This is a genomic window from Rhodococcus sp. IC4_135, assembly GCF_011602025.1.
Lineage (GTDB): Bacteria > Actinomycetota > Actinomycetes > Mycobacteriales > Mycobacteriaceae > Rhodococcus_F > Rhodococcus_F baikonurensis.
Genome location: NZ_JAAOLG010000059.1, coordinates 1 through 14,593 on the forward strand (window position 1 = coordinate 1; position 14,593 = coordinate 14,593).

The 14,593-nt window shown below is 61.2% G+C and carries 11 protein-coding genes; 3 read left to right on the forward strand and 8 right to left on the reverse strand.

Annotation, left to right across the window (positions count from 1 at the left end):
• Nucleotides 1–418: 418 nt before the first annotated feature.
• Together G8767_RS33770 and G8767_RS33775 are read right to left on the reverse strand one after the other, a co-directional pair.
• A complete protein-coding gene (locus G8767_RS33770) occupies nt 419–1,582 on the reverse strand; it encodes an iron-containing alcohol dehydrogenase (RefSeq protein WP_149357459.1) in 1,164 nt (387 codons plus the stop codon).
• 63 nt (nt 1,583–1,645) lie between these two features.
• Entirely contained in the window at nt 1,646–3,136 is a 1,491-nt protein-coding gene (locus G8767_RS33775) for a CoA-acylating methylmalonate-semialdehyde dehydrogenase (RefSeq protein ID WP_149357458.1), read from the reverse strand.
• A gap of 114 nt (nt 3,137–3,250) precedes the next feature.
• On the opposite strand from G8767_RS33775, the gene G8767_RS33780 reads away from it, so the two are divergent.
• Complete coding sequence (locus tag G8767_RS33780; protein ID WP_149357542.1) at nt 3,251–4,144, forward strand: LysR family transcriptional regulator; 894 nt, start codon at nt 3,251–3,253, stop codon at nt 4,142–4,144.
• Nucleotides 4,145–4,628: 484 nt separating this feature from the next.
• On the opposite strand, the gene G8767_RS33785 is transcribed toward G8767_RS33780, so the two are convergent.
• From G8767_RS33785 to G8767_RS33810, 6 genes are all read right to left on the reverse strand, one after another.
• The gene (locus G8767_RS33785) at nt 4,629–5,630 is read right to left on the reverse strand and encodes an acryloyl-CoA reductase (RefSeq protein ID WP_070160360.1); all 1,002 of its coding nucleotides are present in this window, start codon (nt 5,628–5,630) and stop codon (nt 4,629–4,631) included.
• A 38-nt stretch (nt 5,631–5,668) separates the two neighbouring features.
• On the reverse strand, nt 5,669–7,603 hold the full coding sequence (locus G8767_RS33790) for an AMP-binding protein (protein WP_070160358.1): 1,935 nt from the start codon (nt 7,601–7,603) through the stop codon (nt 5,669–5,671).
• Nucleotides 7,596–8,372, reverse strand: coding sequence for an enoyl-CoA hydratase-related protein (locus G8767_RS33795; RefSeq protein WP_070160356.1), 777 nt, complete (start codon nt 8,370–8,372; stop codon nt 7,596–7,598). The genes G8767_RS33790 and G8767_RS33795 overlap by 8 nt, the downstream gene beginning before the upstream one ends.
• A 319-nt stretch (nt 8,373–8,691) precedes the next feature.
• Nucleotides 8,692–9,591: a hypothetical protein gene (locus G8767_RS33800; protein ID WP_070160354.1), complete on the reverse strand. Its 900-nt coding sequence runs from the start codon at nt 9,589–9,591 to the stop codon at nt 8,692–8,694.
• A 104-nt stretch (nt 9,592–9,695) separates the two neighbouring features.
• Nucleotides 9,696–10,808, reverse strand: coding sequence for an NDMA-dependent alcohol dehydrogenase (locus tag G8767_RS33805; RefSeq protein WP_070160352.1), 1,113 nt, complete (start codon nt 10,806–10,808; stop codon nt 9,696–9,698).
• Nucleotides 10,809–10,923: 115 nt separating this feature from the next.
• A complete protein-coding gene (locus tag G8767_RS33810; RefSeq protein ID WP_070160350.1) occupies nt 10,924–12,378 on the reverse strand; it encodes an aldehyde dehydrogenase family protein in 1,455 nt (484 codons plus the stop codon).
• Nucleotides 12,379–12,902: 524 nt separating this feature from the next.
• On the opposite strand from G8767_RS33810, the gene G8767_RS33815 reads away from it, so the two are divergent.
• Nucleotides 12,903–14,312 carry a helix-turn-helix domain-containing protein gene (locus G8767_RS33815; RefSeq protein ID WP_240952984.1) on the forward strand — a complete coding sequence of 470 codons (1,410 nt, stop codon included), beginning with the start codon at nt 12,903–12,905 and terminating at the stop codon, nt 14,310–14,312.
• A 102-nt stretch (nt 14,313–14,414) separates the two neighbouring features.
• The coding region (locus tag G8767_RS33820) for a helix-turn-helix domain-containing protein (protein ID WP_166814113.1) at nt 14,415–14,593 on the forward strand (179 nt) is incomplete at its 3' end.

Sequence of the window (14,593 nt, forward strand, 5' to 3'; positions counted from 1 at the left end):
GTCAAGCGAAATGGCCACGGACTTGGCCGTGTAGCCCTGCTCGAACAGTTCGAGCGCCGACACGGCGTCGGTGTGGCTTAACGTGCTTTTCGAGTACATCTGACTACTCCCTGAAGAAGGATACCTAAATTCGGTGTCCAACTTTCGGGGTCCAGTCCACCACTGCGCCAATACTTCCCACCCTGCACCGACCTGGCAGCGCATAGCGTCAACAAACTGGCGTCTACCCGCAGGGTACACGACTCGGCGTTGGTTCCGTCGATGGGATCGATCGGCGATTGCAATGGCAATGGCAATGCCGTCATCGAATCTTTCTGGGGCAGAATACAAACGAGATATTGAATCGAAAGAGATGGAAGACGAGGTTCGAACTGGCCAACGCCATGGTCGAGTACCTCGACCCCACGGACGGAAGTGGTCAGGATCGATAGACTTTCCGGTACAGTTCGGCGATTTCCTGTGCGCTGGGCACCACCGGGTTGTTCGACGGAGAACCCGACGCCAAGGCCTGTTCCGCCATCAGTGGAATGAGCTCCTCCCAGCGGGACTCGTCGATGCCGAATGTGCGCGGACTGGGTACCTCTACGTCGACGCACAAAGTATCGATGAAGTCGACCAGCTTGTGCGAGGCCGCCTCGTCTGAGTCGCCGCGATCTGCCGCGCCCAGCTGCCTGGCGCAATCGGCGTATCGATCACGCGCCCCGGGTATGGAGAACGCGGTGATCGCCGGAAGCAGCATTGCATTGGAAAGTCCATGCGCCACATGGAAATGTGCGCCGATCGGACGACTCATCCCATGTACCAGGCACACGCTCGCATTGGAGAACGCCATACCCGCCTGAGTGGAAGCATGCATCATCTGTTCGCGCGCCTCCCGATCTGAGCCGTCACGGTACGCGCGCAAGAGGTACTCCCCGATTGTCTTCATCGCAGACAGTGCGAGCCCGTCCGAGATGGGGTTTGCCTTCTTACTGACGTAGGCCTCGATCGCGTGTGTAAGTGCGTCGACACCTGTGTCGGCCGTCAGTCTCGGCGGCATCGACATCGTGAGGTCGGAATCGACGATTGAGGCGATCGGAAGAAATGAAAGTCCAGGGCACAGCATCTTCTCGTCGGTGGTGACATCCGTGATGATCGTGAATTGTGTTGCTTCCGAGCCACTTCCTGCCGTCGTCGGGATGGCGATGATCGGAAGCGCCGGCCCCGCGTACACCCGAGGGGCTTTGAAATCGCGCATGACGCCGCCCTGCTTGAACAAGACGGCAAGTGCTTTTGCCGTGTCCATCGGGCTGCCACCGCCGAAGCCGATGATCGAGTCGGCATCGTGGGCGGTCAGAGCGTCGAGACCAGCCTGTAGAGAATCGGTAGTGGGGTCGGGAACCGTCTCGGAGAAGAGTGCGGCCTTCTTTCCTGCTGCTGCAACGATCTTCAGCAATCGATCGGCTGAACCATTGCTGACCATGAATGCGTCGGTGACGAGAAGCGGACGCTCGATGTTCAGATCCGTCAGCACTTCGCCGAGACTCTCGACGGACCCAGGACCAAGTTTCAAGAACCGGGGAAATGAAATGTTGGCAACCATGCCGATCCCTTCGAATGTTGTGAATGTATTTCCCAGCCCGTGGTATTCGGACGGGATAGGGACTCAGTTGTTTTCGGGGAAGCCGAGGTTGATGCCGCCGTGGCTGGGATCGAGCCAGCGGGTAGTGACGACCTTCCCGCGGGTGAAGAAGTGGACACCCTCGGTACCGTGAGCGTGCGTGTCGCCGAACAGGCTGTTCTTCCAACCACCGAAGCTGTAGTAGGCCATGGGGACTGGAATAGGGACGTTGATCCCGACCATGCCGACCTCGATCTCGTTCTGGAAGCGACGTGCTGCGCCACCGTCATTGGTGAAGATCGCGGTGCCATTCCCGAATGCACTCGAATTCACCAGGTCGAGTGCTTCGTCGTAGGAGTTCACCCGCACGACCGAGAGCACAGGGCCGAAGATTTCGTCTGTGTAGATGCTCATGTCGGTGGTGACGTGGTCGATCAGGGTCGGGCCGAGCCAGAATCCGCCCTCACCACCGTTCGCCTGCACGTGCCTGCCATCGACGACGAGTGTCGCGCCGGCGGCCTCACCGGCGTCGACGTAGGAGGCGACCTTGTCGCGGTGGGCCTTGGTCACCAGAGGGCCCATGTCTGAGTTCTTCGTGCCGTCACCGGTTTTCAGGGTGCGGGTCCGCTCGGCGATCTTGCCGACGAGTTCGTCGGCGATGTCGCCGACGACGACCAGTGCCGAGATCGCCATGCAGCGCTCGCCGGCCGAGCCGAATCCGGCGTTGACCATTGCGTCGGCGGCCAGATCGAGGTCTGCGTCAGGCAAGACGATCGCGTGGTTCTTCGCTCCTCCGAGAGCCTGAACGCGCTTTCCATGGCTGGTGCCGGTGCTGTACACGTACTGGGCGATGGGGGTTGAACCGACAAACGAAACGGCCTTGATCGCAGGGTTGGTCAGAAGTTCGTCGACAGCTGTCTTGTCGCCTTGCAGGACGTTGAACACGCCTGCTGGAAGTCCTGCCTCGGCCCAGAGTGCCGCGATCCACAGCGAAGCAGATGGAACTTTTTCGGACGGCTTGAGTACTACCGTGTTTCCGGTGGCGATCGCGATGGGGAAGAACCACATCGGGACCATCGCGGGGAAATTGAACGGCGAGATTATCGCGACCGGGCCGAGTGGTTGACGGATCGAGGTGACGTCGACGTTCGTCGAGGCATTCTCGGTCATACCGCCCTTGAGCAGGTGCGCGATGCCACAAGCGAATTCGACGACTTCCTGGCCTCTTGACACCTCGCCGAGTGCGTCGGAGAGGACTTTGCCGTGCTCGGCGGTGATTATCTCGGCGAGTTCGTGCTTGCGGGCATTGAGCAGTTCGCGGAACGCGAAGAGGATTGCGGTTCGCTTGGCGAGCGAACTGTCGCGCCAATCGGGAAACGCAGCAGCAGCTGCGTCGATAACGGCGCGTGCGTCTTGCACGCTGGCGAGCGCGACACTGCCAGTGACGGCGCCGGTCGCAGGGTTCGTGACCGGAGCGGAGTTTCCGCTCGAACCGGGGGCGATCGTGTTGTCGATCCAATGTGCGATGACAGTCATGACTATTCACTCCTGAGGCTGGGGTTGATTCGAGTCTGTGCCGCAGAATTGCCGTCGTCAACAAGTAAGATCGCAGTACTCAATGCAAAATTGCAGCCAAGAACGGGAATGGCGATGTTTACTTCTGACAACCTGCGCTTTCTGCTGGAACTGTCACGCACGGGGCGCATTTCGGATACGTCGAAGCGGCTGGGGGTCGATCAGACCACTGTCTCCAGGAGAATCTCTAGGCTTGAAAAAGACATGGGAGCAAGGCTTTTCGATCGCGGCGTCTCGGGCTGGCAGCTGACCGAGGCGGGCAGGCGATTGGTTCCCTACGCGGAGAGTATCGAGTCGACGCTACTTTCTGCGCTCGGTGAGACGACCGCCTCGGCGTCGCCGAGCCTCAACGGGACGGTCCGGATCCTGACCCCAGACGGCTTCGGTGCCTTCGTCTTGGTTCCGGGCCTGCTCTCTGTCCGTGTCCGGCACCCGGATTTGTACACCGAAGTGCTGACTTCGACTACCCACGATGTGTTGACCGGGCGTGACTTCGACGTCGCCGTCACGTTGGAGCGTCCCTCTCCCCGATCTGTGGTCGTCAGCAAACTTGCGGACTACAACTTGCGGCTTTACGCCTCGCGTCGGTATCTGGAGACGCACGAGTCGATCTCGTCGGTGGACGACCTACGTCATCACACGCTCGTCTGGTATGTGGACGCGTTCTTGGATGTCGAACCTCTGCGTATCCTCGACCGGATACTGCCCACCGGGCGGGCGCAGATCCAGACCAATAACATCGCTGGTCACTACGAGGCGGTCAGGCACGGTGTGGGAATCGCGCCCTTGCCGACATACATCGGCGCGACCGACGATGACCTCGTGCCGGTGCTGCGTGACGAGTTCGTAATTCGGAGGTCGTATTGGCTCGTTGTCCCGCGCGAGCTGATCAGATTGGCCCGCGTGCGGGCGATAAGCGATGCCTTGCATGAGATTGTCGACAGGAATCCCGACCTCCGTGCGCGGTGATGTGCGACTTGACTTTCCGGACCTATCAGGTCGCGCCAGAAGGCTGAAGATATTGTCTGGAACAGTGGGGACACCGAGTTCTTGGACAGCCTGAGATCGGCCAGGTGCTCCCACCGTAGCTGCGAGAGCCAGTTCATGACGTAGGGCCGGCCGGCAATTCCCGTCCACCTTTGGTTCTGGCGGTCGTTGCAACGCACACCGTTTTGAAGAAGTCCACTCCACTATTTCGCTAATACTTCCGCGCGGTACCGACTTGGCAGCGCATAGCGTCGACGAACTCGTGGCCGTCTCTGCGGTGCTCAACGCCCAGCCTTGGAAAAACGCTCGACTGGGGCAACCCGGTAGAGCCTTGAGTAACTGGAAGACTTGTATTCACCAGTGTTGCGACGACCAGCTGAATCTGCCCCCGTCGAATTCGAGACCATTCACAACACCGCGGCATAACAAGGTAACTGTCACTTCTTGGTGCAGCAGTCCCGCACATTCATGTCCACCCCTGGCTTAGATTGATCACTGCACGGCCGGTGTACTCGCCACACCGTAGGGCGGCGACCACGGTCGGCACCTCGCTGATCGAAATCTCGGCGCTCATGCTGTCCACGTTGCGCGGCTTCAATTCTTGTTCGATCCGCTGCCACAACGCACGCCGGGCAGAGATCTCCATCTGCACCGAGTCGATGCCCAGTAGACCAACGCCTCTGAGGATGAAGGGCATCACGGTGGTCTGCAGTGCAATTCCGCCAGTCAGCCCGCTGGCTGTGACGACGCCGCCATAATTCGTGGTGCTCAGAATGTCGGCCAGAGTCGCGCCGCCAACGCAGTCGACTGCCGCTGCCCACCGACTCTTGCCCAGGGGTCGCGGTTTGGCATCCGGGTCCAAAGGCAGACGGCCGATCACTTCTGCTGCGCCCAGGTGGTGCAAGCGTTGCTCGGCTGCGGGCTTACCGGACGAGGCGACCACCTCGTAGCCGTTAGTAGCCAGTAAGTCGATGCTCACCGATCCGACTCCGCCACTAGCACCGGTGACGACGATCGGACCGGAGTCGGGGGTGACGCCCCAATCGATGATCGCTGCCACACTCATCGCGGCCGTGAACCCTGCGGTACCGATCGCTGCGGCCTCGCGCAGTGTGAGGCCCTGCAGTTTCACGGTCCAGGCCGCTGGTACGACAGCTTCTTGCGCGTAGCCACCGTCGCGTGCCGTTCCAATCTCGTAGCCATGGGCCATCACATTGTCGCCGACCTGGAATTCGGTCGAGTTCGATTCGGTGACGACACCGGCAAGATCGATGCCGGGCACGATCGGGTAGTTGCGGACCACGCCGCCTCCTGGCGTGAATGCGAGCGCGTCTTTGAAGTTGATGCTGGAGTAGTCGATCCGAATGCGAAGCTCATCGGCGTCCAGGTCCTGCCGCTGCAGTTCACGCACCTCAGGCTGGATCTTTTCTCCGTCGAGGACGGCGGTGAGAGCGAGATAAGTGGACATTTGAGTGTTCCTCCTTGAACAAGCGGTTTGTGGTGGCCTTATGAGGGAGGCGAATCAGGGGTTTTCGTCAGTGCACGTATCAGATCGTCGACAACCGAAATGTTCTCGATTGTGGGTGGAACATCAGGTTCGTCTCCGTCGAGGATCTGTCGTAGACAGCTACGCACGATCTTGCCCGAGCGCGTTTTGGGGAGGGCGGCGACGACCTCGACACCGCCCAGCGACGCGATCGGCCCGATCTGGCGACGGACGAGGTCCTGGATCTGCGAACTCAGTTCCACGGTTCGGTCCACGTGGTCGATCTCTGGGACGACGATCGCATACGGACGCTGTCCCTTGAGATAGTCGTGCACACCGACCACCGCGCATTCGGAGACGCCGGGGTGTTCGGCGATGGCAGCCTCAATCTGTCCCGACGACATCCGGTGCCCGGCAACATTCATGACGTCGTCGGTTCGGCCGAGGATGTACACGTAACCGTCTTCGTCTACTCGTCCACCATCACCGGAGGTGTAGTACCCCGGGTACGCGTTCAGATAGGTTTTCGCCAAACGGTCCTCGTCGCCCCACACTTGGGTCATGAAACCGGGCGGCAGCGGCAGCTGCAAGCACACGGCACCTTCCTGTCCCACCTCGACGGGGTTACGGTCGCGGCCGAGAATTTCTACGATGAAGCCTGGGACAGGTTTGGTGGAGGCGCCTGGTTTCGGCCGAAAATAGCTCAGGCCGAGGAAGTTCGACACCACCGGCCAGCCCGTCTCGGTCTGCCACCAGTTGTTGATCACAGGTGCAGCCTGCACCTCGCCGAGCCACCGTTGGGTGTCGGGGTCGAGTCGCTCTCCGGCGAGGAAGATCCCGCGCAGCGTGTGCATGTCTCTTCCGATGAGCAGGTCGGCGTCCGGATCTTCACGGCGGATTGCCCGCATCGCAGTGGGCGCGGTGAGCAGCACGTTGACTCCGTACCGTTCGATCACGTCCCAGAACACACCGGCGTCCGGTGTACCGACAGGTTTGCCCTCGAACAGGACGGTGGTGGCACCTGTCAGAAGGGGCGCATAGACGATGTAGGAGTGCCCCACCACCCAGCCGATGTCACTGGCGGCGAAAACCACGTCACCGGCTTCGATGCCGTAGACGTATCGCATCGACCACTGCATGGCGACGGCGTGGCCGCCGTTGTCGCGCACGATACCCTTCGGCTTTCCCGTCGTGCCGGATGTGTAAAGGATGTACAGCGGATCAGTAGCAGCAACGGGGACGCAACCGGCGGGCTTGGCTGCCGAAAGCAGTTCTGTCCATCCATGTTCGGGCCATTCGACGCGACGCCCGACGGGTGCCTCGATCTCCGGACGATCCACCACTACGACGTGTCCGGGACGATGTTTCGCCTCGATCAACGCGGCGTCGAGTAACGGCAGGTAGGGCACGGTTCGGCCAGGTTCGAGTCCCCCGGTTGCGGTGACGATGACAGACGGTCGAGCATCGTCGATGCGAGAAGCGAGCTCGGTCGAGCCGAAGCCTCCGAAGACGACTGCATGTACCGCGCCCAAGCGGGCACATGCGAGCATCGCGATGACAGCTTCGGGGATCATCGGCAGATAAATCAGCACTCGATCACCCCGGCCCACTCCGAGACCCAAAAGCGCGCCTGCCGCCGCCGACACGAGTTCGAGTAGCTCAGCGTAGCTGTATTCATATTCCTGCCCTGTAGCCGCGGAAACGTACGCGAGTGCCGTCGTTTCGCCGCGACCTGCATCAACATGCCGATCCAACGCGTTGTACGCAGTGTTCAAGGTCGCGTCGGGGAACCAGTCGACCAGTCCGTTCTGGTTCTCGGCGTATGGGCGCTGCGGTTCGTCGATCCAGGCGATGTCTTGGGCCGCGGTCGACCAGAAAGCACCCGCATCCGTGTTTGCATCGTCCACCATCGCGGAGTACGCCACGGGAGGCGCGGCTGCATCACGCTCAAGCATCGGCGAACCTTGCCGGACGCTTCTCGAGGAATGCCGTCATACCTTCGGTCTGGTCGTCGAACGCGAAAAGGGAATGGAACCAGCGACGTTCGAACAACAGTCCCTCCGACAGTGAGCTCTGGTCTGCTCTCAGGACGCATTCTTTGGCAGCTCGGACAGCTCGCGCAGAAGATCCGGCGATCTGTCGCGCGATCACTTGAGCTTGCTCGACTACCTCGCCGTCGACAACGACGCGGCTGATCAGACCGAGCCGGCGGGCTTCGTCGGCGTCAATTCGACGACCGGTAAGGATCAGATCCATGGCCTGCGCCTTACCCACAATCCGGGTCAGCCTTTGGGTCCCGCCGATTCCGGGGATGATGCCTAGGGTGATCTCCGGCAAACCGAAGGACGCACTCTCACCCGCGATCAGGATGTCGCACATCATGGCGATCTCGCAGCCCCCGCCGAGAGCGAATCCGTTGATCGCGCCGATGGTGGGTATGGGCAAGTCTGCCAACCTTTCCCACAGGGCGAGGTGGTTCGCGTCGCTCATGCTCCCGAAAGTCCGATCGCGCATTTCGGCGATATCGGCTCCGGCTGCAAACGCTCGGCCTTTTCCGGTGAGTATCAGTGCGCGTGCACCGGATTGCGTTGCTTCGACTAGGGCCGCGGCGAACTCGGCCATCATCGCCGAGTTCAGAGCGTTGAGCGCCTCCGGTCGGTCCAGGGTCAGCTGGGCGATGCGGTCATCGTCGACAGTGAGGGAGAGGGTGTCATAGTGAGCCATCGTTCACGGACTTCTTTCTGGTGGATGGGGTTCGGAAAGCACCGATGCAGTTACAGGACTGTGACTTTGGAGATAGTAGGGCGATGCGACCCAGTTATTGGCAACGAACCGTTCCGGATCGATGTGATGTGTTCGCTACTGTCCAATCCTGTTGGAGCCGCGGACGGTGTAGAAACCGTTCCACTTTTCGGATGGAGTGGTTACTGCCGACGCAGTCGCTGATGGGCACTCACGCAGTCGGCCGAAGAGACTCTACCAATGTATCTGCATCGCGCGTACCTCGTGCCCGATACGTGAAGGGAATCGAAGATGTTGTAAGTCAGGCGATTACGAGCTGGAGGAGAGCCAGCAAGGTAGCCATCATCGCAATGGCGGCAGCCGGCGGATCGAGGTGCACTTTGCAGCGTTCCAACATCAGCCGAGCCCATACTTCAGCGAACACAGAGGCGAGAAGGCCAGCACCGACGGCGGCGAGCAGAATCAGAGAGGGTTCCGAGGTGTGCCCGGCAACGACCCCGGCAGTCAACGCGGCCGGCAAAGTGATGTGGTGGGTGACCGGAACCGCCTTGCCGAAGACGAGAGCGAGCAGCGAGAAGGCCGATACTCCGTACAGGAAGGGGCCCGCCATGGCACGGGATTCCTCGGGTAAAGCCAGATAGATCGATCCGGCGACCGCGCCCGCAACAGCGCCTATCGTAAGCACAGCTGGGGCGCTGTTCTGCCAGGGCAGCCATTGTTGGCGTTCGGTAGTAGGCTTGCGCGCCCATAGGACAGCGGCGATCAGAGCGGTGAGCACGACACTAACCGCGAGCGAGTCGGTCATCGCAATTTCTTTGCCGCTCGACGTGTGGACAGCGGGTATTTCCCCGACCAGACGGGCCAGTAGCTGACCCAACATTCCGAAGGCTGCACCGACGCCGATGATGGACATCTTGTTGTAGACGATCAGAGGCGAAGTGATGTCTCGTGCAGAGTCATGCTGACGAATGTAGGCGGCGTAGGTCGCGGCCGCCACGCCACTAGCGAACATCACGTGGGGGCCAAATACCGGACCGAAGGCGAGGGTCTCGACAAGCGTCGAACTGGGGACGGCTACTGAGATCAGAGTCGCGATCATCACGATTGCACCCAGTAGCGCAAAGCCCCCGAGCGCACCGAGCGCGGCTCCGAGCGCACCGCCGCCGGCCGCGCCGACGAACTCGGTCAGTGTGAGCGCCATGAGGAATCCTTCGGTCGAAAAGTCATGTAGGAGAATTAGATACGTGGTGGCGGCAACACCTCGAAGGCGCTGCCGCCACCACGCGTGCGGTCAAGATTCAGTGATCAGTGCTGGTGCTTGATGATTCCGCGGATGTTCTTACCCGCCAGCAGGTCGTCGTAGCCTTGGTTGACCTGATCAAGGCTGTATTCCTTGGTGATCAGTCCGTCGAGTTCGAGCTTGCCGTCGACGTACATACGAATGAGCTTCGGAATGTCGTAGGCCGGGTTGCAGTCGCCGAAGAGTGAGCCCTTGATGGTCTTGCGGAAATAGCTCATCTCGGTGCTCGGAACCTTGACGGTCACCTCGTCGATCTTGTTGAGCGCAGTGAGCACCATGACACCGCAGCGTCCGATCATCGAGAGCCCGTCGCTGACCTGTTGGTCGGTGATCAGGTCGGTGGTGATGATCGCCGAGTCGCCGCCCTGCCCGTTGGTCAGTTCATCGATGGCCGCCTTGGCTTCGGCCGCAGTCTCGAAGGCCAGGGTGGCTCCGAGCTCTAGCGCCTTGTCTCGCTTGTTCTTCAGCGGGTCGATGGCGATGATGTGCTGGGCACCAGCATGCTTGGCTCCCTGCACGGCATTGATACCGATGCCGCCGATACCGAAGATGGCGACGACGTCGCCGGGCTTGGTTTCCGCGGCGTACACAGCCGAGCCCCAGCCGGTGGGCACGCCGCAGCCGACCAGTACTGCCTTATCGAGGGGGATGTCGTCGTCGACCTTGACCACCGAGTACTGGTTGATCACGTTGTACTGGCTGAAAGTGCCGAGGGTGCACATCGCGCCGTAGCTTCCTCGGGGCCCGCTGATAGGCCAGCGCGGGCCTTCGAGGTGGCCCTCGAGCATGGCGGCGTTCATGTCGCAGACGGAGCTACGCCCGGTTGCGCAGTACTTGCACCGGCCACAGGTGGGGGTGAACGAGCAGACGACGTGGTCGCCCGGCTTGACCCTGGTGACGCCCGGCCCGACTTCCTGGATGATTCCCGCACCCTCGTGGCCGAGAACCATCGGGAGACGGGCGATGGTATCGCCGATGGAGATGTGGACGTCGGAGTGACACAGGCCGCCGTAGAGGTACTGGATCAGCACCTCGTTGGGGCCGGGCTTTTCGAGCGTGAGCTCTTCGATCTCGATGGGCTTTCCTGGCTCGATGACGACAGCTGCGAGAGTTTTCATATCGGTTCCTTCGGTTGGCCGCGGCCCCTCCCAGGTGGGAGTGACTCGGAAGTTTGTTCTGGTTCTGTTCGGCGGCAACGCGTTTGCGCCGTCGAGGCTGTTGGTCGCGTGTCTACTAGACGCGTTTGAGATTCACCACGTGCACGTTGGTGAACTCCTCGATTCCGGTCCGGCCGAATTCCGCACCGAGACCGGACTGCTTGACGCCACCGAACGGCACATCCGGGGTTAGCTGGAAGTGGTGGTTTATCCAGCTGGTGCCGACGTTCAATCGAGCCCCGACCTCGATCGCGCGCTCGACGTCGCTGCCCCATACGGAGCCACCAAGCCCGTACTGGGTGTCGTTCGCGCGGTCGATCACTTCGTCCAGATCGTCGTAGGGCATCACCGAGCGGATCGGGGCGAAGGTCTCTTCGCGCACCAGGGGACTGTTCTCGTCCAGGTCACGCACCAGCGTGGGCTGCACGTAGTAGCCGGGTTGATCGAGCACTTCACCGCCGGCCACGACGCGGCCGTCCCGTGCCGCCACCGCCAGCGCTTCACGTGCCTTCTGGAAGGCTGCCTCGTTCTGCACCGGACCGAGCTGGCTGAGCGGGTCGAGGCCATGGCCGACGGTCAGCGCAGACACTCGCTGAGCGAGAGCTTCGACCAGCGGCTCGTAGAGCGAAGACGGCGCGTAGATCCGTTTGATGGAAACACATACCTGGCCTGCGTTGGCGAACGCCCAGTTGCACAGACCGTCTGCGGTCTTGTCGATATCGGCGTCGTCGAGCACGATCGCCGCGTCGTTGCCTCCGAGTTCCAAGGTGAGGCGCTTGAGGGAGGGGCCAGCCGCGGCCATGACTCGTCTACCGGTCACGGTGGAACCTGTGAACGACACTTTGTCGATCCCCTCGTGCGAGGTCAGCAGAGGGCCGAGCTCTCCGCTGTCGCCGACGACGTTGAACACGCCGGCCGGGATCACTTCGCGTACCAGTTCGGCGAAGTGCATGGTGGCGAGCGGGGTGGTCGGTGAGGGCTTGAGCACCATCGTGTTGCCGACGATCAGTGCCGGAGCCAACTTGTAGACTGCCTGGAACAGCGGGAAGTTCCAGGGCGTGATCGCTCCGACCACACCGACCGGCTTGCGGCGCAGCTCCACATAGCTCGACGCGTCGTCCCGCAGGATTTCGGTGTCGAGGCGGTAGTCGGCGAAGTAGCGAGTGAAGTCGATGGACCACGCCACGTCGTCGCGTGCCTCACTGATCGGCTTTCCCTGCTCCAGAGTGGTCAACTGCGCGAGCTCTTCGTGGTGAGCTGCCAGCACTTCTGCCACCGCGTGCAACACCTTGCTGCGCTCGTCGTATCCGAGAGCCGACCAGCCGGGGAGGGCGCGTCGAGCGGCCTGCACTGCCATGTCCAATTGCTCGGACGACGCGACTGGAGTGGTCGCAATCCTTTCCACAGTACCCGGATCCAGCACCGGCATCTCGTCAGCACCGTCGACCAGTTGTCCGTCGATCAACTGGCCGTACTTTTTCAATGACAGATCGAAGCTCAGCGCGGTGCTGGGTGTCAGTAGTGAGGTCATCAGAATCCTCTCAAGTGTTTTGCATGTATCAACAGGGGAAGGTCGCTACCGCGTAGGCCGCACCAGTGGGGCAGCGGCCGCCAATTCAACTGGGAAAAGCGCCAATAGCATCATTGCGACTTCCGTCACAGGTATTTGTCCGTGATCCGTACATCTGCGTACGGGGGTCTGTCGCGTATCAGATCGGCTACGGTATGAACCATTGCCAGTGATCGGTTTCACAGTCGAGCGGCTGCGTGGGGCGTGCTCAGTCGCTAGCTGGATAACCTCCGCATGAATTGATAAGAGGTCTGGTGTCAATGGTCAAAAGTTTCGAGCGTGCGTCCGCAAGATTCTCCGCGAGCCGAGAAGGCCGCAATCTCAAGGCGTCCTGGGCGCGTTCTCAGCAGGCCGGTCTCGATCCATCCAAGCCTATGAATCCGCCAACTTCCGGCAGCGTAGATACCGAGAGTCGGCTCTTTCGCGCGGCAGCCCCGGTCCTCGACCGGGTACGTAGCGAGATCGATGGTGAACGACTGTCGGTGATGCTAGTTGGTGCAAAGGCTGAGATGCTGGCAACGATCAACGGCTGCGCTCAGATCGATTCGGTGGTTGCGCGTATCGGTGCCACGCCTGGAGCTCTATGGCGAGAGGAAACCACCGGAACCAATGCTTTGGCTACCCCGTTCGTGACCCGCGAGCCGCTGTTCGTTCGCGGGTCAGAGCACTACATCGAGGGATTGCACAACTACAGCTGTTACGGCCGCCCCGTCTTCAGTCCGCTCAACGGCCAGCTGGTAGGAGTGCTGGACATTATGAGCGATGCCGGTGCTGAGTCGGCTTTGATGCGGCCGTTCGTCGACTCGGTCATCACTGAGATCGAACGAAACATCAAACGAAGCGTCGGCAGTAGGTCTCAGTCCGTGATCTGTGCATTCGAGGCGGCTGCTCGGCATCCTGCCGCGATGGTGGTGGCGGTGTCGCGATCCATGGTGCTGCAGAGCTCGGCTGCTGCGCGAGTGCTCTCCTCGACCGATCTGGCCTGGATGCAGCAGCTTGCTGAGGGGTTGCACAGGTCCACGCGATCCGAAATTGAGCTGACCAGCGGGCATACCGCCCAGTTGGACATGGAACCGATCGAAGACGCGGACGGGGTGTTGATTCGGGTGCAGAGCAGACAGCGTCCGGTCGTCCCGCGCACCGCAGAGCCGCTGCGCCATTGGAGTCGCATGCGCCAGTGGTTCGACGAGTTTCGAACCGACAACGTCTCGGGCGTGATCGTCGGCGAGTCCGGTACAGGTCGTAGTACTGCATTGCAGGAGGCGGCCGGTGCGGAGCCGCACTGCACCATAGACGGGCGCTCATCGGACAAGACCGAGGTCGAGGCGAAGCTGCGCGCTTTGGCAATCGGGCCCTGCCACGATCTACTCCTCATCGACAACCTGGACCAACTGTCAGCTCTGTCGCAGGCCCTCGTCGAGAAGTTGCTCCTCGGTGCCCCGCGCATCCTGGCCGCGACGGCGGATACCGACAATACTCGACTGCTCAGCCTCTTCGAGCGTCGTCTCGACCTGCCGACCTTGCGCGCGCAGCGCTCGGAATTGCTCACTACGCTCAACGCGCTGGCCGGCCCGGGCGTACGCTATCGCTTCACCTTGCAAGCAAGTCGCGTGCTCGAATCCTATTCTTGGCCTGGTAACCACCGGGAACTGTCCACCATGCTCCGTTCTCTGGAGCGCCTGCGAGGAACAACCATCGACGTTGCCGATCTGCCGATCGAGCTACGCGCAAAGTCCACCACCAAATCGATGACGCCATGGCAGCAGGCCAGCCGCGACGCAATCATCAGGGCGTTGGAAAGCTGTCACGGCAACAAGGCACACGCTGCCGAGTATCTCGGAATTAGCCGCAGCACGCTCTACCATCACATCAAGGAGTGCGGAATCGTCGGATAGTTTCCGGACTGATGTGCCCAGCGACCCGGGGCGGGACTCTCTCTAAAACCTAGTGCCGCGCGCCTAAAATTCTTTGACAGTGCGATTTGAGATACTTCAAGCATGCGGATTAAGCCCCTACTCTTGCGAGACGGCGACGATCTCGAGTTGGCCAGACGACTGCGGTCGAGGTCGATCTCCTCCGGTGCGGCGCAGCGAGCGAGGATTGTTTTGCTCGCATCTCAAGGTGAGTCGAATTCGTCGATCGCGGAACTGGTCGGGGTGTCGCGGCCGACGGTGAT